General features: G+C 68.0%; 12 protein-coding genes. 9 read left to right on the top strand and 3 right to left on the bottom strand.

Features of this window, described 5'->3' with window-relative positions; translation table 11 throughout:
- Nucleotides 1–6 precede the first annotated feature (6 nt).
- The 4 genes from AB0F88_RS29150 (at nucleotide 7) to AB0F88_RS29165 (ending at nucleotide 3,151) form a co-directional block, all read left to right on the top strand.
- Complete coding sequence (locus AB0F88_RS29150; protein WP_362690906.1) at nucleotides 7–405, top strand: nuclear transport factor 2 family protein; 399 nt, start codon at nucleotides 7–9, stop codon at nucleotides 403–405.
- A 66-nt stretch (nucleotides 406–471) separates the two neighbouring features.
- A complete protein-coding gene (locus tag AB0F88_RS29155; RefSeq protein ID WP_362690909.1) occupies nucleotides 472–1,614 on the top strand; it encodes an ATP-binding cassette domain-containing protein in 1,143 nt (380 codons plus the stop codon).
- Complete coding sequence (locus AB0F88_RS29160; RefSeq protein WP_362690912.1) at nucleotides 1,611–2,399, top strand: ABC transporter permease; 789 nt, start codon at nucleotides 1,611–1,613, stop codon at nucleotides 2,397–2,399. Before AB0F88_RS29155 ends, AB0F88_RS29160 begins: the two co-directional genes overlap by 4 nt.
- Nucleotides 2,396–3,151 carry an ABC transporter permease gene (locus AB0F88_RS29165; protein WP_362690915.1) on the top strand — a complete coding sequence of 252 codons (756 nt, stop codon included), beginning with the start codon at nucleotides 2,396–2,398 and terminating at the stop codon, nucleotides 3,149–3,151. Before AB0F88_RS29160 ends, AB0F88_RS29165 begins: the two co-directional genes overlap by 4 nt.
- Before the next feature lie 108 nt (nucleotides 3,152–3,259).
- On the opposite strand, the gene AB0F88_RS29170 is transcribed toward AB0F88_RS29165, so the two are convergent.
- Nucleotides 3,260–3,943: a methyltransferase domain-containing protein gene (locus AB0F88_RS29170; protein WP_362690918.1), complete on the bottom strand. Its 684-nt coding sequence runs from the start codon at nucleotides 3,941–3,943 to the stop codon at nucleotides 3,260–3,262.
- A 111-nt stretch (nucleotides 3,944–4,054) separates the two neighbouring features.
- Here AB0F88_RS29170 and AB0F88_RS29175 point away from each other — a divergent pair, with 111 nt between their 5' ends.
- From AB0F88_RS29175 to AB0F88_RS29195, 5 genes are all read left to right on the top strand, one after another.
- Nucleotides 4,055–4,699: a pyridoxal 5'-phosphate synthase gene (locus tag AB0F88_RS29175; RefSeq protein WP_362690921.1), complete on the top strand. Its 645-nt coding sequence runs from the start codon at nucleotides 4,055–4,057 to the stop codon at nucleotides 4,697–4,699.
- Between the two features lie 122 nt (nucleotides 4,700–4,821).
- Entirely contained in the window at nucleotides 4,822–6,696 is a 1,875-nt protein-coding gene (locus AB0F88_RS29180) for an AMP-binding protein (protein WP_362690924.1), read from the top strand.
- Complete coding sequence (locus tag AB0F88_RS29185; RefSeq protein ID WP_362690927.1) at nucleotides 6,693–7,886, top strand: 3-deoxy-7-phosphoheptulonate synthase; 1,194 nt, start codon at nucleotides 6,693–6,695, stop codon at nucleotides 7,884–7,886. The genes AB0F88_RS29180 and AB0F88_RS29185 overlap by 4 nt, the downstream gene beginning before the upstream one ends.
- 53 nt (nucleotides 7,887–7,939) lie before the next feature.
- Nucleotides 7,940–8,557: a DUF2461 domain-containing protein gene (locus AB0F88_RS29190; protein ID WP_362691208.1), complete on the top strand. Its 618-nt coding sequence runs from the start codon at nucleotides 7,940–7,942 to the stop codon at nucleotides 8,555–8,557.
- 115 nt (nucleotides 8,558–8,672) lie between these two features.
- Complete coding sequence (locus AB0F88_RS29195) at nucleotides 8,673–9,158, top strand: hypothetical protein (protein ID WP_362690930.1); 486 nt, start codon at nucleotides 8,673–8,675, stop codon at nucleotides 9,156–9,158.
- A gap of 257 nt (nucleotides 9,159–9,415) precedes the next feature.
- On the opposite strand, the gene AB0F88_RS29200 is transcribed toward AB0F88_RS29195, so the two are convergent.
- Both AB0F88_RS29200 and AB0F88_RS29205 read right to left on the bottom strand, forming a co-directional pair.
- Entirely contained in the window at nucleotides 9,416–9,970 is a 555-nt protein-coding gene (locus AB0F88_RS29200; RefSeq protein WP_362690933.1) for an SMI1/KNR4 family protein, read from the bottom strand.
- The gene (locus AB0F88_RS29205; RefSeq protein WP_362690936.1) at nucleotides 9,909–18,275 is read right to left on the bottom strand and encodes a DNRLRE domain-containing protein; all 8,367 of its coding nucleotides are present in this window, start codon (nucleotides 18,273–18,275) and stop codon (nucleotides 9,909–9,911) included. The genes AB0F88_RS29200 and AB0F88_RS29205 overlap by 62 nt, the downstream gene beginning before the upstream one ends.
- Between the last annotated feature and the right edge of the window lie 198 nt (nucleotides 18,276–18,473).

An 18,473-nucleotide genomic window follows, 5' to 3' on the forward strand; every position in this document is an offset into this window, starting at 1 on the left:
ACCATCATGGGTAACGGTGCCATCGAGAAGGAACTGCTCCTCCTGGAGGAACAGGGCTGGAGCGCGATCTCGAAGGGCGACGGGGAGTTCTACCGGCGGCTGGTCACGGAGGAGACGCTGTGCGTCGAGCCCGACGGCCTGCAGACCGGCGCCGAGCTCGCCGACGACATCGACGCCAACCCCTCACCGTTCGACGACTACAAACTGGAGGACGTCAAGGTCCTGCCGCTCACCGGCGACAGCGCGATCATCACCTACCGCGCGGTCGTGCGGCTCAGCCAGACCGATTTCACCTTCCAGCTCTACATGACCAGCGCCTACGTGCGGCACGACGGCGGCTGGAAGCTGATCTTTCACCAGCAGACGCCCGTAAAGGAGGAAAACCAGGAGGCCCAGGCGAGCTGATCCGGGTTCCCGCTCTCCCCCCGGGCATATGGATGGGATCACTTCTCACACTAGGGAGGCACCACCATGAACGGAGGCGGCATCGACGTCGACCACCTCCGCAAGACCTTCGGCAAGAAGGTGGCCCTGGACGACGTGTCGTTCTCGGTCGAGCCCGGCAGCATGGTCGGCCTGCTCGGCAGGAACGGCGCCGGCAAGACCACGGTGATCAACTGTCTCAGCACGCTGCTCCCGCCGGACGGCGGGCGCGCCACGGTCGCCGGCCACGACGTGGTGAGCGACCCGGTCGGCGTGCGGGCGTCCATCGCCCTCACCGGGCAGTTCGCCGCGGTCGACGAGGTCCTCACCGGGCGCCAGAACCTGGTGCTCTTCGGCCGCCTGCTGAAGCTGAGCAAGAAGGCGGCCCACGCGCGCGCCGAGGAACTCCTGTCGGGATTCGGGCTGACCGAGGCGGCCGACGACCCGGTGGGCTCCTACTCGGGAGGGATGCGCCGCAGGCTGGACCTGGCGGCCAGCCTCGTGGTGGAACGGCCGGTGATCTTCCTGGACGAGCCCACGACGGGGCTCGACCCCGCCGGGCGGCGCGAGGTGTGGGACGTCGTCTCCGGCCTGCGCAGCGGCGGCACCACCATCCTGCTGACCACCCAGTACCTGGAGGAGGCCGACCGCCTCGCCGATCGCATCGTCGTCGTCGAGGGTGGCGTGGTCATCGCCGAGGGCACCCCGCGGGAGCTGAAGGACCAGGTCGGCGGCACCGTCTGCGCCGTCCACATCGAGTCCGCGACCGAACGCGAGAAGGCGCTCGGCGCCCTGCGCGGCGCCATGGACGGCTCCATGGACGGCATCGCCGAGCACGACGGCGTCATCACCGTGCCCGGAGCCACCGTCCGCACGGTCGCGGAGGTGGCGCGGATCCTCGATGACGCGGGCGTCGAGCCCGACGACGTGGCACTGCGCCGCCCGACGCTCGACGACGTCTTCTTCGCGCTGACCGGGACGGCGCCCGGCGGCACCGGAGACGGCGGCGCGGCGGACGGTGGCACGGTGAACGACGGCGCGGCGGACGACGGCGCGGCGGACGGTGACGCGGGAAGCGGGCCGGGCGGCTCCGACGGTTCCGGGAACCGGGACGCCGGATCGCGCTCCGGTGACGGCGGTCCGGCGAGGGTCGGGGAGAGCGGGCCCGCGCGGCAGGGAGCCAGGCCGTGACCGCGGTGCCGGTGCGGACCGAGCGCGGGCTCGGCAACCTCGCGCGGCAGGGGATGCTGCTCGCGGGCCGCAACATCCGGCTCACCTCGGTGTCCGACACGATCAGCACCATGATCGTCTTCCCGGTGATCTTCGTGTTCGGCTTCCTCGCCCTGTTCGGCAACCTGTTGCAGGTCAAGGGCATCGAGTACGCGCAGTTCCTGCCACCGGCACTCGTCGTGCAGTGGATGTTCTCGGTCGCCATCTCCACCGCGTTCTTCTTCGCCTCGGACCGGCGCTCGGGCATCCTCGCGCGATACCGCGCGCTCGCGATCAACCGCGGCGCCGTGGTGGTCGGCCGGATGGCCGCCGACGTGCTGCGCGCGCTGCTGGCGATCGCGGTGATCGTGGCCGCCGGATACGTCGCGGGCTTCCGCTTCGAGGCCGGGCCGCTCGCGGCGCTCGGGTTCGTGGCGCTGGCGGTCGGGTTCGCGCTCACGCTCTCCGCCGGGACGAGCGCGCTCGGGCTGGCCTCCAGGGAGCCGGAGACGGTCTCCTCCACCCTGCACCTCATCTACATGCCGCTGCTGATGATCTCCTCGGCGTTCGTGCCCGCGGACGCGTTCCCGGCCTGGCTGGAGCCGGTGGTGAGCCTCCAGCCGGTCACCGCGGTGATCGAAGCGTTGCGGGCGCTGGCCGAGGGCGGCCCCACCGCGGGCCCGGTGACGCGGGCGCTCCTGTGGATGGCGGGGCTGCTGGTCCTGTTCTCCCTGGCGGCCGTACGGGCGTTCAGGAGGGCGACATGAACACTCTCACCGAGACCGGCCTGCTGGCCGGCCGCAACCTGCGAAGGTTCTTCAAGACGCCGCAGCTGGTCGCCGACACGGTCATGTTCCCGGTCATCCTGCTGTTCCTGATGCTGCTGGTCTTCGGCGAGCTGGTCGGCGCGGCCACCCGTGGCGCCTACATCGACCGCCTGGCACCGGTGATCATCCTGTTCAGCGCCGCCTACGGCGCGGTCGGGACCGGCATCGGCTTCCACACCGACCTGAGGACCGGCCTCGTCGACCGGTTCCGCGCGATGGACATCGGCAGGCTCTCCGTCCTGACGGGCAGGCTGGCCGGAGACCTGGTGCGGGTTCTGATCGTCGCGGTGGTCACCACCGCGGTGGCCTATCTCGCCGGCTTCCGCTTCACCCAGGGGCCGCTCGCCGCCCTGGCCTTCTTCGGGGTCGTCCTGCTGTTCGCCTCGATGTTCCTGTGGCTGGCGATGGTGGTGGCGCTGACCGCGTCCAGCGAGCAGGCGGTCAGCGGCGCGCTCAACACCCCGGTGACCCTTCTGCTGTTCCTGTCGTCGGGCTTCGTGCCGCTCGAGCAGTTCCCCGGTTTCCTGCAGCCGATCGTGCGGGCCAACCCGCTCTCCCTGGGCGGCGACGCCCTCGTGGGGTTGTCGCAGGGCGGCCCGGTGGCGGCGCCGGTGCTCTTCACGCTGGCGTGGACGGTGGTGGTGACCGCGATATCGGCACCACTTTCCGTTCGGCTCTACCGGCGCCGGTAATTCGCCGCGGCGATCGTCGGGAGCCGGTGACCATTCCGACGGGAACCGATGGGAATTGTCGGGGAACGGTGCCGGATAAATGTGGAGGAAGAATTCCTCCGAGCCTTTTCAGGCTCGGAGGAATTCGATCAGCCGGTAGTTTATGCGGCCCTGCGGCGCGAGGCACTCCGCGGCTCGCAGGGTGACCTGGCGCCAGCCGTGCCTGGTGGCGATCTCGTCGATCAGCGACGCGTTCCCGAGGTCGGTGAACCCGAGCAGCAGCCTGCCGCCCGGGTGCAGGCGGGCCGCCGCGCCGGCGAGGTAGGCCTCGTGCGCGGCGTATCCGGGGTCGAAGAACGCCCGGTCGAGGTCGTCGGCCGAGGCCTCTCCCGCCGGCGCCTCGACGAAGTTGGAGTTCCAGTAGATCATGTCGAAGCGCTCGTCCTCGCCCAGCGGCTCGAACATGTCTCCGCAGCTCACGCGGACACGATCGGCCACGCCGTGCCGCTCGGCGTTGCGCCGCGTGTTGTCGGCCGCCGCCCGGCTCATGTCGATCGCGGCCACCTCGGCGCAGCCGCGCAGGGCGGCGGTCACGGCGATGTAGCCCGTGCCGCTGCCCACCTCGCAGAAGCTCCCGAACAGGGGATAGGGGATCCACTCGGCGTACAGCGCCGACGACTGGGCCAGGTGGGGCGCGTAGACGCCGGGCAACAGGTCCCATTCGAGGCCGAGCAGGCGGAACGTCCGCGGCCCGGTTATTTCCCTGTGCCGGGCCAGCAGATTTCCCGCGGCCTCCTGCGCGCGAGTATTCATGGGCTCTCTCCGATCTCCGGTTGACATTGCGTCTCTCAATTATAGGCATTAGCGTTTAAAGCATGCCAGCCGTGGCATGGTGCCGAAAGACATTCAACAGAGGGAATAAAGATGTCGATGACAGCAGAACTCTCGCGGCTGGGCGCCTCCTACCGGAGGGAGGGGGTGGAGCCCTCGGAACTGGAGAGCGACCCGCTGGCGCAGTTCCGCCGCTGGCACGACGAGTGGCTCGCCGCCGCCCGTCCGGCGAGCTCGTCCGCCGTCCTCGCGACCGCGGACGACGCGGGCCGTCCGTCGGCCCGCTGGGTGGACGTGGCGTACGTGGACCACGGGTTCGTGTTCTTCACCGACCACGGCAGCCGCAAGGGCGCCGACCTCGCCGTCAACCCGCGGGCGGCCCTCTGCTTCGGCTGGCTGGAGGTGGGCCGCCAGGTCCGCGTCGAGGGCGAGGCGGCCAGGATCCCCGACGTGGAGTCGGACGCCTTCTTCGCCGCTCTGCCCAGGGGGATCCAGTCGCTCGCGTGGGCGACCGACCAGCGCCGGATCGTGAACGGCGGGCAGGAGGTCCGGGAGAGCCTGGCCGAGGTCGGCGAGCGTTTCTCCGGTCAGGAGGTGCCGCGCCCCGTCCACTGGGGCGGCTACCGCCTGATGCCGGGGGAGGTGGAGTTCTGGCAGCGCCGCGCCGACGAGGTCCAGGACCGGTTCCGCTACAGCCGCGAGGGCGGCGGCTGGCGGATCGACCAGGTGGCCCCCTGAGGGCGGACGCCGAGGAACGGGTGGCCCCGCGGGGGCCGCCGGGCAACCGGTGGCTCCCCGGAAGCGGGGGCCGCCGGGAGAGGTGGCTCTCCGGGAGCGGGCGCCGCCGGGAAAGGAGACCCATGCTTGCCGGATGTGTGGAATGGCCATCGGAGGTCGCGGCCTCCTACCGGAGGGAGGGCTACTGGCGCGGCGAGACGCTCGGCGACCTGCTGCGCCGCCTCGCCGCCGCCCACGGCTCCCGGACCGCGCTGGTGGCGGGGGAGGACCGCTGGACCTACCGCGAGCTCGACGAGCGGGCCGACCGGCTGGCGGCGGGCCTGAGCCGCCTCGGCATCGGTCGCGGTGACCGCGTGCTGGTGCAGCTGCCGAACGTTCCGGAGCTGGTGGTCTTGTGCTTCGCGCTGTTCCGTCTCGGCGCGCCGCCGGTGCTGGCGCTGCCGCCCCACCGCGGCAGCGAGATCGGGCACCTCGCCGAGGCCACCGGCGCCGTCGCGTACGTGATCCCCGACGTCTTCCAGCGGTTCGACCACCGTGAGCTCGCCCGCCAGGTGCGGGCGGAGGCGCCGTCGCTCGCGCATGTGCTCGTCGTCGGCGACCCGCAGGAGTTAACCGCTCTCGCCGACCTCGAAGCAGGCCCCGAGGCCGTCCCCGAAACCACTCCCGGGGCGGGCACGGGAGCCGGTCTCGGGACGGGCACGGGAACCGGTCCCGGAGCGGACCTCGAAACCGTCCCCCGGGCGGGCACCGGAGCAGACCCCGAACCCGGCGACTCCCCGCCGCGAGGGCCCGAGCCGGGTGACGTCGCGCTGTTCCTGCTGTCGGGCGGCACCACCGGCCGTTCCAAGCTCATCCCGCGCACGCACGACGACTACGCGTACAACATCAGGGTCAGTGCGGAGAACGCCGGTCTCGACGAGACCTCGGTCTACCTCGCGGCCCTGCCGGTGGCGCACAACTACGCGCTCGGCTGCCCCGGCGTGCTGGGCACGTTGCAGGCGGGCGGCACGGTCGTGCTCTCCCCGGCACCCAGCCCCGACGAGGCGTTCCCCCTGATCGAGCGGGAGCGGGTGACCGTCACCGGCCTCGTGCCCTCCCTCGCGCTGCTGTGGGTGGAGGCGGCCGGCTGGTCGCCCCAGGACCTGTCCAGCCTCCGCCTGGTCCAGGTCGGCGGAGCGGCGGTCTCCCCGGACCTCGCCCGCCGGGTGGGCAAGGAACTGGGCCGGGTCCAGCAGTCCTTCGGCATGGCGGAGGGACTGCTCAGCCAGAGCCGCGGCGACGACCCGGACGAGCTGCTGGAGACCACGCAGGGCAAGCCGATCTCCCCGGCAGACGAGGTGCGTATCGTCGGTGAGGACGGCGAGGAGGTGGCCCCCGGCGAGGTCGGCGAGCTCCTCGCCCGCGGTCCCTACACCATCCGCGGCTACTACCGGGCCGCCGACCACAACGCCGCGGCCTTCACCCCGGACGGCTTCTTCCGCAGCGGCGACCTGGCCCGCCTCACCCCGTCGGGCCATCTCGTCATCTCCGGCCGGGTCAAGGACGTGATCAACCGGGGTGGCGACAAGGTGCCCGCCGACGAGGTGGAGGACCACCTGCTGGCCCACCCGGGCGTCCGCGCCGCGGCGGTGGTCGCCATGCCGGACGAGTTCATGGGGGAGCGCTCGTGCGCCTACCTCGTCGCCACCGCCACGAACGCCGGCTCCGGCTCCGGCACGAACGCCGGCTCCGGCTCCGGCACGAACGCCGGCTCCGGCTCCGGCACGAACGCCGGCTCCGGCTCCGCCACGAACGCCGGCACAGACCCCGCCACGAACGCCGGCACCGGCGCCGCCCTCGACCTGCCGTCCATCGCGGCCTTCCTGCACGAACGCGGGGTCGCCGCCTACAAGGTGCCCGACAGGATCGAGGTGGTCGCGGCCCTGCCGCTGACCCCGGTGGGGAAGGTCGACAAGGCCGAGCTCCGCGCCCGGCTCAAGGACGGTGACGGATCGTGAAGACGACGACCACGACGACCACGACGACCACCAGGGCCACCGGAGCCGCCGCCCAGCAGCCGGAGTGGAGCGACCCGGAGGCCCTTGAGGAGGTCAGGCGAGAGCTGCGCTCCCGGCCGCCGCTGGTCACCGAGGAAGAGTGCGCGACGCTGGCGGAGTCGCTGGAGCGGGTCGCGCGGGGTGAGGCGTTCGTGCTCCAGGGCGGCGACTGCGCCGAGCGTTTCCGCGAGGCCAACGCCGAGGAGACGGGCAGGAAGGTCGACCAGCTCCACTCCCTCTCCGGCCGCCTGCGCGCCGGCTCGGGCGCCGGCGTCGTGGCGATAGGCCGGATGGCCGGGCAGTACGGCAAGCCGCGCTCCGAGTCGTGGGAGAGCGCCCCCGGCGGCGGGGTCATCCCCACCTACCGGGGCGACGCGGTCAACGGCCCGGCGGCCGAGCCCGGCGCCCGGTTCGCCGACCCCACCCGCCTGCTGCGGGCCTACGACTGCGCCGGGCGCGTGCTGGCCGCCGTACGGGCCTCCTGGGAGGGGCGCGAGGCCGCCGAACGGGTACACGTCTCGCACGAGGCGCTGCTCCTGGACTACGAGTACCCCCTGGCCAGGGACGGCGCCACGGGCCGCTACGCCTCCTCGGCGCACTCGGTCTGGATCGGCGACAGGACCCGCTCCGTCGACGGCCCGCACGTCGCCTTCGCCTCCTCGGTCGCCAACCCCGTCGGCGTCAAGATCGGCCCGTCGATCGGCCCGGCCGAGGCGGTCCACCTCAGCACCCTGCTCAACCCCGGCGCGATCCCCGGCCACCTCACCTTCATCGTGCGCATGGGCAGCGCGCGGATCCGGCGCCTGCTTCCCGAGCTGGTGGGCGAGGTCGCCAGGCGGGGCACGCCCGTGGTGTGGGTGTGCGACCCCATGCACGGCAACACGATGCGGATGGGCACGGGGGTCAAGACCCGGCCGATGGAGGCGATCCTGGAGGAGACCACCGCGTTCGTCCGGATCCTGCGCTCCCTGCGCGAGCATCCCGGAGGGTTGCACCTGGAGATGACGCCGCAGGACGTGACGGAGTGCGTGTCCGCCCCGCGCCCGTTCTCGGCGCCGCCGCCCCTGTCGCGCTACCGGACGGCCTGCGACCCGAGGTTGAACGCCGAGCAGGCCTGCGAGGTCGTCGAGCGATTCGCGGGCATGCTGTGAGCGTACGAGCGTGAGCGCAGGAGAGGAGAGACGACATCACCGGCTTCCAGGGGATCGGCAGGAAGGCGTTCGCCTTCTACGAGGAACTCGCCGCCGACAACACCCGCGAACACTGGCACAGGAACAAGGAGACCTACGAGAGCGAGGTCCGCGAGCCGCTGCTCGCCCTGCTCGAGGAGCTGGAGGACGAGTTCGGGCAGGCCAAGCTGTTCCGGCCGCAGCGCGACACCAGGTTCACCGATGACAAGTCGCCGTACAAGACCTACCAGGGGGTGACGGTCGGCGTGGGCGGCACCGTCGGCTACTACCTCCAGCTCCAGGCCGACGGGCTGCTCCTGGGGGCGGGCTTCCACTCCTTCGACTCCGCCGACACCGCCCGCTACCGGTCCGCGGTGGACGCCGACGGGCCGGGCAAGGAACTCGTCAAGATCACCGACCGTCTGGTGCGGGACGGGTTCGAGCTCGTCGGCGAGCGCGTCAAGACCCAGCCGCGCGGCTACTCCGCGGACCACCCGCGCATCGAGCTGATCCGTCACAAGTCGCTGGGGGCCGAGCGGGCCGTCGCGAAGTCCAGGGTCCAGGGCCGCAAGGCGCTCACCGAGGTACGCGACGGCTGGCGCAAGGTCCGCCCCCTCGCCGACTGGCTGCTGGAACACGTGGCGACCGGCTGACCGGTCACCCCCGGCCGCGGGGTGTCCCGGGGCCGGGGGACCGGAGCACGCCTCTCTCGCGGGGGAGGACTTCCGCACCGATACCCGCGGCCACGGCCGCCGCGAGATCCGCCGCATGAAGCTCTGCACCGTCCGGCCTGGCCTGCCCTTCCCCCACGCCGCCCAGGCCATCCACGTCAAACGCCGCCGTACCGACCACCGCACCGGTAAGACCACCATCGTCACGATCTACGCGATCACCAGCCTGCCGCCCGGCCGTATCACCCACGCTCACCTCGCCGCGCTGATCCGCGGCCACTGGAGTATCGAGGCCCTGCACCACATCCGCGACGTCACCTGTCGCGAAGACGCCCTACGCGTCCGGACCGGCACCGCCCCACGGGTCATGGCGAGCCTGCGCAACCTGGCCATCGGCCTGGCCCGCCTGATCGGCTGGACCAACATCGCCGCCGCCATCGACCACTACCGCAGCCATCCCGCAGACGGCCTTCAGCTGCTCGGTCTCCACGCTTTCAGGGGATTGCCACTTCGGCCCTGGGTACGGAATTGGCCGAGCGAGGTGCTGAAGATGTCGCCAGATGCTTACGAATGGCAGCGCTGAACGGTTCTCTTCGAAGTCTGCAGGCTTTAGATAGAGGCCGAGAAATGTAGAGAAATGCTTGAGATCTAATAGCAGTGAATGGCACCACCGGAAACACCGTCAAAGCCGCACTCGTTCTCACCTGTTTCGAAAACGGCTACCTGGCGTGAAAGTAATTGGATCACTTTGACGGACATCGAAAGGTCGCGTAGGGCGACTGAGGTTTTGACGCCCTACGCGACCTATGGGAAGTACTGCTTAAAGAAAGAGTGGCCGATTCAGCATTGAGTACACTTTGGGGCGGCGTACCCAGTGAATGATGAATTTTCTATACGGTGCACTTCTTTCCAAAGGAATTCGAGGAAATCATTCGCAAGTATCTCTGGCTCATTGTCGCCTTCCGTATGCAGGAAAACTGTCCCTGATTCGGAATCAAAGAAGTATAACTGGTACCCCTGATGATGGGCGAAGAAGAATCGGCCTTCGGTGCTCAGTCCGGGGTCGTCCTCTTCCGCGAATTTGCGAGCATAATCATTGACTTCTAGGGGTTCGGGGTAGTAGATGGATGTTCCGCGAAATAGGGAACCTGCTCCTCGGCCCATCCGCCTCAGGAAGCCGATGTAAGGAGCGGGGAGTTTCAATTCCCCTGCATGGTGCACGACTCCTTCGACCTCTTCGTCTGTGCAGCCCTGAATTTGATGCCGACAGGACACCCCTAATTCCGTTAGCCTATCGGCAAATCTCTCGATTTCCCGATAGGAAGCGGATTCGTCAACCGTATGTGACATTAATCTTAACTCCGGGGAACATGGATTTGAATTGATCGATGACATGGCTACAGGACGGACATACCTCCAACTCGCTGTAGAGGTTAATAGTTCCCCGTGAGGAAGGTGTAAGCTTCTCGGCGAGATGCTCAAGGATCTTGTACTCGGAGTCGGCTGGCCTATGATGGCAATCAACGCCACCAGTGCAATTTGGCTTGAAACGCGAGTTGGCCGGAAGGCCGACTGTCCCAGGAGGCGAGTTCTTCCCACTCACTGCGGCGAGGTTGCCCATTTCTCCGTCAATATCGTATCCAGCAACGGCGATGTTTCTCTTTGTCTTGATCGTGTTTCCACTTGCCGCGAGCGCCGTTCTCACAGCCGCCACTTCCTCGGCGCCCACCACTACCCTACCGGCAAGTCTTGCCAGTTGGCCAAAAGGCAAAAATCCAGCTGCCGCCCAGCCAGCTGGGGCATAGTCGCCCTCGGAGGAACTCACCGCGGCATCCGCTACCACGAAAGGCGCCCCGATTACCGGCACGAGCGACATCGGGCCAAACAGATTATGCGTAACCTCCTGCCAGGTCATTTTGCAAGACCCAGGACTGAGCTTGCACATGAGTCCGTGCCCGGCTGGATCCACGCCCGGAGTCGGCTTGGGGGTCGAAGCGGCAACCGGACGTGACTTGGCAGGAGTTTCTGATGAAGGTGACGGTGATGGTCCAGGAGAGGGGGACGGTGACGTGGGGGCAGCGGGCAGGCCACCGCCGTCTGAACTGGCGACGTTGTAATGACCGTCGATTTCGATGTTGGTGATGGGGTTGCCGCCGGTGAAGGCGTAGCGGTTGGAGGTCCAGGGGTCGGTGCCGAGGGACAGGTCGGCCAGGGCGCCGTTGTAGGAGTCGAGGCTGAGGAAGCGGTTGAGGCCGGGGTTGTAGTCGCGGAACCCCATGTCGTACATGCCGGTGGAGTTGTCCCACCGTTTGGCGTTGAAGCGGTAGGGGTTGTACTCCTCCTTGGCGGTGGGATCGACCGGATCGGGCTTGTCGACGCCGGTGAAGAGTTTGTCGTCGTTGGAGCCGTAGGCGGTGTAGCCGTAGGTGGCGCGAGTGTCGCCGGTTTCGGAGGTGAGGGTCTCGACGTCGGTGTGGGCGTTGTAGCCGTAGTAAGAGCTTTCCTCCCCGCCGTCGGCCTTGACCTTCACCTGCGACAGCCGCTCGCCCCACGGGCTGTATTGGAAGGAGCGGGTGAGTTTGCCGGCGACCTCTTCGTCCAGGACTTCGGCCGACAGGCCGAGGTAGGAGTAGGCGGTGGTCTTCGCGTTCGCGGTGCCGGTCTTTTCGGTTTTGGCGGTGGTGCGGTCCAGCGGGTCGTAGGTGTAGGTGGTGACGGTGCTGCCGGCGTCACCGAGCTTTTCGTGTTTGACGACGTGGTCGAAGCCGTCGTAGGTGTACTTCTCCTGGGTTTTGCCGCCGCCGGTGATGGTGCGCAGCCGGCCGTAGGGGTCGTAGTTGAAGGTCGAGGTCTGTCCGGCGGTGGCGGAGGTCATCAGCCGGTTACGGTCGAAGGTGAAGGTGGTCTGCTTGCCCTGGACCGTCTGGTCGTAGACGTTGCTGTTGGCGTCGTGACTGTAGGTGTCGCTGGTCGCGGCGCCGCCGCCGATGGGGGTCTTGACGGACTTGGCGATTCGGTCGCGCGGATCGTAGGTGTGGGTGAACTCGTTTTCCAGGTAGGCGCCGGGGTTGTCGGCGTTCTGGATTTTCGCCAGGTCACGGTTGCGGTGCAGGTTGCCCTGATAACCGATGGTGTGCTCGGAGACCACCGTGGCGTTCGGCTTCTTCTCGATGCTGTGCCGCAGCAGGCTGTCGAGGAAGTAGTCGTAGGTGACGGTGTTGCCGTTGGCCTTGGCCTCGGTGAGGCGTTCGGCCTTGGGCGTATAGGTGTAGGTGGTGGTCTTCGGACCGGTGTCGGTGGCCGACTTCTTGTTGACGATCTGGTCGACCAGGTCGCGGACGTCGTAGCGGTAGGTGGCCAGCGTCTTGTCGTGGGTGCGTTCGGTGACGGCGCTGTTTTCGTTGTAGGCGTAGGTGGTGGTGTTCTTGACCGTGCCACCTGCGCCGCCGACCTTTTCGAGGATCCGATCGATCTGGTTGAGGCCGGTGTAGGCGATGTCCCAGGTGTCGATTTTCGCGGTGGGGGAGTTGTCGGCGATCCTCGTCAGGTTGGTGTTGGGGTCGTAGGTGTAGGCGAAGTCCTTCTTTTCGGTGTCGGTGGTGCCGGTGGTGTCACGCACCAGCTTGACCGCGTCCGCGGCGACGATGCCGTTGGCCTCATCGGTCAGCGTGACCGAGTGGGCGTTGCCTTCGGTGAAGGTGAACTCGCCCAGGCTGACCCACTCACCCGCGCGAGCGGTCTGGTCGATGGTGGCGGTCGCCTGACCGCCGTCGTGCTTGATCGTGTACTTGGCGTTCGTCGCGGTCGCCCCGGTGGGGTACTTGACGTGGACCTTGTACTTTCCGGCCGAGGGGGTGGTGAGGTTCCAGGTGAAGGAACCGGTGCCGGTGCCGGCCGGGGCGAGGGCGTAGTCATACCCGGTGAAGCCGGTGCCCGGCTCAACCGTGGCCGCCGGCCCGGTGCCCACGCTGTTGGTGCCGATGGTGGTCCAGGAGCCGGTGACGGTGACTTGACCGGTGTCGGAGTTGTCGTCGAGCACCACGTCCAGGCCGAGCGGGGCGCCGTCGTCGGAGTGGGTCTTGAGCTTGCCGTCGGGGTAGTAGGACCAGTCCAGCGCCCGCTGGGAGGAGCCGCCCGCGCTGGTGACGGTGCGGTTGGTCTGCGCTCCGAGGGTGTTGTAGTCGTAGGTGGTCTTGATGTCCCACGGGTCGGTGGTGGTCTTGGACCAGCCGTTGTCCCAGTAGGTCATCGTGGTGATGTTACGGATGGTCTGCCCGTGCGAGGGCGGCGCGGAGATCTCCTTCAGCCGGGACACCTGGTCGTAGGCGTACTTCACCGAGTCGGGGGTGTTGTACTTCGGGTCGTCCTTGTCGAACGGGAAGATCTCCTCGGCCGGGCGGTTGAGCTTGTCGTATGTGGTCTCGGCGATGAAGTCGGCCGCATCGTCGGTGGTCTCCACCCCGCGCGGGGTGATGACCTTGGTGCGGTTGCCGACCTGGTCGTAGACGAACTGCGTGGTCGTGTACTTGATCGTCCCGTCCGTGACCGAGTGCGGGACCTTGGTCTCGACCATGTCGCCGCGCTTGTCCAGCGTGATGAGGGTGATGTTGCCCTCGGCGTCGGTGGCGGTCTTGACCAGGCCGTCCAGGTCGACTTCATTACTGGTCTCGTGCCCGGCGGCGTCCTTCACGTGGGTGAGGCGGTGGTTGCGGTCGTAGGTGGAGATGGTGGTGTAGTCGTTCGTGTCGGCGGTGGCGTTCTTGCGCGGGTCGATGACCTTGACCGTGTTGCCGACGTTGTCGTAAACGTAGGTGATCTTGTGCTGGGCGGCGTTGAGCACGTCGGTCAGCTGGTAGATCGGGTCGTAGGCATACGTGGTGGTGAAGTCGCCCGCCTCGGCGGTGAGGTTGCCCTTGGGCTCGGTCTGCGTCTTCAGGTTGCCGGCCAGGTCGTAGCTGAAGGACGCCTTGCGTTCCGGCCCGTCGGCGGCGTCCTTCGGCAGTAACGACTCCAGCAGCTGGTCGGCCTTGTCGTAGAGCGCCGTTGAGATCGCCCCGTTGGGCGCGGTCGCCTTGGTGATGTTGTCGTTGCGGTCGTAGACCGGGGCCGGAGTAGTGATGAACTTCCCGGCGTCCTGGTCCTTGGGAGTCTTGCTCTCCAGTGGCCGGGTGAAGATGTCGTAGGTCTGGGTGGTCTTCTTGCCCAGCGCGTCGGTCACCGAGGTCACGTTGCCGCGTACGTCATATGACGTCACCGTGGCGTTGTCGTACGCGTCAGTGATCTTCTCCGGGTAGCCGGAGGGGTGGTAGTCGCCGTAAGTGGTGGGGTTGCCGTTGGCGTCGGTGCTCTTGGTCAGCTGGCCGAGCGGGTCGTAGTCGTAGGAGGTGGTGTAGTCCCCGGCTGTCGGGGAGGCGACGCCGAGCGGGTCGGTGACCGTCTTGAGGTTGCCCTTGGCGTCGTAGCCGAAGCTCCACTTACGGCCCTCCGGGCTGGTTTTGTCGGTCAGGTCGGCGACGTAACCGTTCAGGAAGCTCTGATAGCCCAGCACCGTGGGGGCGGTGTTGTTGTGGTTGGCCTCGGCGTCCTTGAGCTCCAGCGGGTAGCCGGTCTTCTGATCGAACTTCCAGGTGGCGAACGCGCCGTTGGCCTCGGTCAGCTTGACCACGTTGTGATCAGGGTCCCAGGCCAGCGCGGTGGTCTCGTTCTTGGCGTTGACGATCGATTCCGGCCGGCCGTAGGCGTCCAGCACGTACTTCGTGGCGTGCTGCAGCGGGTCGGTGACCGTGGCGTGGATCACGCCGCCCTGCGGGCCGTCGGGGTCGACGTAGTCGAACGTCGTCACCCCGCCGAGCCGGTCGGTGAGGGTCTCGACCTTCCATTTGTCCTTGGGGTCGACCGGCGCCTCGTAGTACTTCAACGCGGTGGTGTTGCCCCGCGGGTCCTCGACCTTCACCAGCTTGACGTTCTTGTTGCCCTGGGTGGCGTCGTAGGTGAAGCGGAACGTCTTGGCCTCGGGGTCGCCGGCGCCGTCGACCATCTTGGCCATCAGGCCCTTGTCGCTGTAGGTGAAGGCGACCTTCCGCCCGGCGATGTCGGTCATCGACTCCACGGTGTCGATGATGTGCGGGTTGGTCAGCTTGGTGGCCTCCACCTCGGCGCCGGCGTCGTTGATGTAGGTGTAGTCCTGGCCCTTGGCGTAGTAGGTCAGGCTCAGGGTACGCCGCCCGGCGGCGTCGGTGATGTGCTGCAGGAACTTGGTCGGCTTGTTGTTGGACTTGCGGCGCTCGTAGGTGAACGCCATGGTGTTGCCGTTCTTGTCGACGATCGCCGACTGAAAACCCTCCTCGTCGTAGAAGAACTGGGTGCGATCAGGCTTGGTGAACACCCAGGTGCGCTGCGCCGCCAGCTCGCGATCCTCGAACGAGGAGGGGTCGGTCTTCTGCAGATACAGGTGGATGCCGCGCGGGTGGGTGTAGTCGCAGGTGTCGACCTCGCAGTCGCCCACATCCTGGCCGTGGGTGTCCAGCGTCCACACATGCGTGGTGCCGTCGCCGTCGGTCAGGCGCACCTGGGAGGGCCAGTCCTGACCCGGCGGGTGGAAGTAGACCTGCGAGCCGAGCCGCTGCAACGTCGAGGCCTGCAACGACCAGCCGTAACCCATCGACGAGGCACTGGTGTCGAGGCTGTTGTAGGTCATCCGGGCGAAGGTGGAGATGCCGCGGGAGGGGTTGGAAAACGCGTTGTAGCCCCACACCACGTTGCCGGCGTAAGGGTTGACCAGCGCGGTGGTGCCGGCGCCGGTGTTCTTACCGGTGTAGGCGTAGAACTTCTCCGCCCCCAGCAGGTCGGAGGTGGGCGAGTCGAGGCGGATCTGCTGCGGCAGTTGCGGCAGCTGGTGGGAGGCGGACTTCCAGTTGTTGGTGAGGGTGTCTTGGACGTCCCATACCAGGGATACGGCCTCGGCCTTGTTGCCCTCGGCCGACAGGGTGGGCGCCTTGACGTCGGCGTAGACCACGGCGCTCTGCCCCGGGGCCAGGGTGGCCGGCAGTGCGGTCTTCAGCTGGTTGGCGGTGGTGGAGATGTCGGTGCCGTCGGGCAGCTTCCAGAAATAACCCACCTTCGTGGAGGCCGCCGGCCAGGTCTGGGTGGTGGTGTTGGTGATGACCACCGGAATCTGGGTGGTGGCGCCGACGTCCATCCGCTCCGGGGTGCCCGGCACGTAGAACGCCGACGAGCCGGAGGTCTTCTCCACATACGTGACCCGCAGCCGGGGGCGCAGCACCGGCTCGTCGGCCTCAGAGGCCAGGAACTGTACCGACTGCTTGGCCGATCCGGCCTCGGCTGCGACCTTGACGAGCAGGCCGTGGTTGGCGGCCGGGGTCGCACTCCACGCCTGGGCAGCATTGGTGACGGCCCATTTGCGCCAGCCCGGCTGTGCGCTGACCCCGGACACGGTGGCGAGCGCGGCCGCCTCGAAGTCGCCGCCCGCCGCGCTCCAGGAGGTGGCGGTAGTGGCCTTGGCCCAGGTGGCGGCCTCGTCGAAGCCGCGGGTGAGTTTGTGGGCGGTGAACGCCGCACCGGTGCCGGTGCTGTTGGTCTCCCACAGCGACAACGTCGCCTCGGTGACCTGGGCATCAGCCGGAATCTCGGTGGCGTAGTCGGCGAACTGCACCACCGCGCGAGTGGTGGCCAGGGTGGTGGCGGTGTTGGCCACCTGCAGCCACTTTTGCCCGCTCACCTGATCGTGGGCGGCGGCCGGCTCGCCGGAGGCCAGGGTGGCGTCGGCGCCGGCGTAGAGGATCTTGGAGACCTGACCCGGGCGGGGCAGGATCACCGTCTGCTCCGGTGAGGCGACGGCCTGGCCGTTCTTCAGCACCGCCTCGATCCAGTAGGTGGCCTCATGGGTGTAGGACGGGTCGGCGACCGCCTCCGGATCGCCGCCGCTGCTGGTGTCGACATAGGAGGTGGCGGTGGGGTTGATCGCCGCCACCAGCTCATCGCCGCCGCTGCTGTGACCGCCGCTGAGCTGACAACCCGACGGGCAGTACCGATACAGCCGGTACTCGGCCAGGTCATCGGAGGCGTCATCAGGGGTGGGGTCGGCATACGGCGCCCACGACAGCGACGCGCCCACCGAGGTCGCGGTGGTGACCGGCTTCAGCACCACCCCCGGGTTGCCGTAGGTGACGACCAGCTTGGGGAAGGTGGCCGTCTCCCCGGTCATACCGTCGCCGCCGTAGAGATCCTCGCCGGCCGCATACACCGGGCCGGCGATCTTCCCGGTGGAGGTCTCGTCGGCGGCCTTGAGCATGATGCCGTTCATCGGCGCCTCATACGAGGAGTACCAGCCGTTGACCATCGCGGTGACGTCGAAGGAATGCCGGCGCGACAGCTCCCCGGTGTTACGCACCACACTCGCGGCCGCCGTCGCGGCGATGGTGGGCTGGGTGTTCCAGGTGACATCCCCACCGGACCACTCGCTGGTGATCTCGTGCGCGGCCACCGTCACCGGACCCGGCTCGCCGAGCGCCTGGTCGAAATAGGTCTCCAGGTGGGCGTCATCGACCCGGGTACCGAGTTCGATCTCCGAGGGCATGTTGAAGTACAGCAGCGCCCGGTTGATCCCGGTAGAGGAGATCTTGCCGACCGGCAGCTTCCACGAGCCGTCGTAGTTGGTGGTCTTGGCCGCGGAGTTGACGTAGGTGTCACTGCCGTCGAACCCGTTGGCCTGAACCGTGATCGTGGGGTCGATCACCACCGGCCAGGTGCGCTCGGGGGCGGCCAGCCAGGCCGCGTCCGGCGTCAGCGTGATGGTCGCCTCGGCGCCCTGCTGGGTCAGCGTCTGCGTCACCGCCGTGCTGTGGCGTTTGCCGTACGGCGAGGCCGGATCGTCCGTCGAGTCGATCATGAACGGGGCGGGGATGGTGAAGGTCGGCGCGTCCGCGCCGTCGGCGGTGAACGCGATCGACCCGTCGGGGTTCTGCGCGGCTTGCACCCCGCCGGTTGTGACGGTGAAGGCGAACGACGCACCGGCGGCCGGCGGCTTGGACAGCACCAGGTATTCCTTCACCCCCTCGGGGGTGACCTTGTAGACCAGGTCGGTGCCGTCCCACACGCCGCCGTAGCGGACCGTGGAACCTTCCACCTTCGGGGTGAGCTTCTTGGCGGGCCCGGCCACGCCGAGCATCAGCTGCCGCTTGCCCAGCTGAATCTTGGCCAGCTTGTCGGTGGCCTCGCCGAACCGGGAGGAAAACCCGCTGGTGTCGTTGCCGTGGGTGAAGCCGTCGTCGGTGGCGGCACCGATCCGAGTGTCGATCTTCTGCCATTTGCCGTCGGTGTCACGGTAGTGCTGGGGAACCGTGGACACCTCGGCCTGCAGCCGGCCGTCCTCCAGTTCGAAGACCGTGCCACGCGCCGAGCGCTGGGCGATCAACTCCTTGACGCGCTTACCCGGCGGCTGCGGCTTTGGCCTGCCCGACGCCGAAGTGCCGGAACGGCCGGGCAACGGGGCCGCACCGGTGCCGGCGTGCATTTGTCCGTGCGGGGTTTCGGCGAACAGATCGCTGAGGCCGGCGCTGACCCAGGAGGTCAACCGCGACAGCATTCCCGGCTCGGTCGAGACCGCGGAGGTCTGGGCCAGTGCCGGGCCGGCCGGGGCGGTGGAGGCCAGCAGGGTGGCGGCGACCGCGGTAGCGATCAAACGTCGTCGGCGTAACCGTTTGCGCCGTCGGTAGGGCTCGGGCCCGGAGGTTTCGGGTGGGGTGAGGCGGTGGGGGGAAAACAGGCGCACGAGGCTCCACTCACGAGGTCAGGGAAATAAGGAAAAACCAAAAACCTCTGAATCAAGACATAAGTGCAGGAAAGCGGTCAATACGCCAAAGCGTGATCATCCGATGAT

This window comes from Streptosporangium sp. NPDC023963 (assembly GCF_040639135.1).
Taxonomy (GTDB): Bacteria; Actinomycetota; Actinomycetes; order Streptosporangiales; family Streptosporangiaceae; genus Streptosporangium.

Coding starts and splice junctions, on each gene's coding strand:
- AB0F88_RS29150 (WP_362690906.1), top strand. CDS start 7: ATGGGTAACGGTGCCATCGAGAAGGAACTGCTCCTCCTGGAGGAACAG.
- AB0F88_RS29155 (WP_362690909.1), top strand. CDS start 472: ATGAACGGAGGCGGCATCGACGTCGACCACCTCCGCAAGACCTTCGGC.
- AB0F88_RS29165 (WP_362690915.1), top strand. CDS start 2,396: ATGAACACTCTCACCGAGACCGGCCTGCTGGCCGGCCGCAACCTGCGA.
- AB0F88_RS29170 (WP_362690918.1), bottom strand. CDS start 3,943: ATGAATACTCGCGCGCAGGAGGCCGCGGGAAATCTGCTGGCCCGGCAC.
- AB0F88_RS29175 (WP_362690921.1), top strand. CDS start 4,055: ATGTCGATGACAGCAGAACTCTCGCGGCTGGGCGCCTCCTACCGGAGG.
- AB0F88_RS29180 (WP_362690924.1), top strand. CDS start 4,822: ATGCTTGCCGGATGTGTGGAATGGCCATCGGAGGTCGCGGCCTCCTAC.
- AB0F88_RS29195 (WP_362690930.1), top strand. CDS start 8,673: ATGAAGCTCTGCACCGTCCGGCCTGGCCTGCCCTTCCCCCACGCCGCC.
- AB0F88_RS29200 (WP_362690933.1), bottom strand. CDS start 9,970: ATGTCATCGATCAATTCAAATCCATGTTCCCCGGAGTTAAGATTAATG.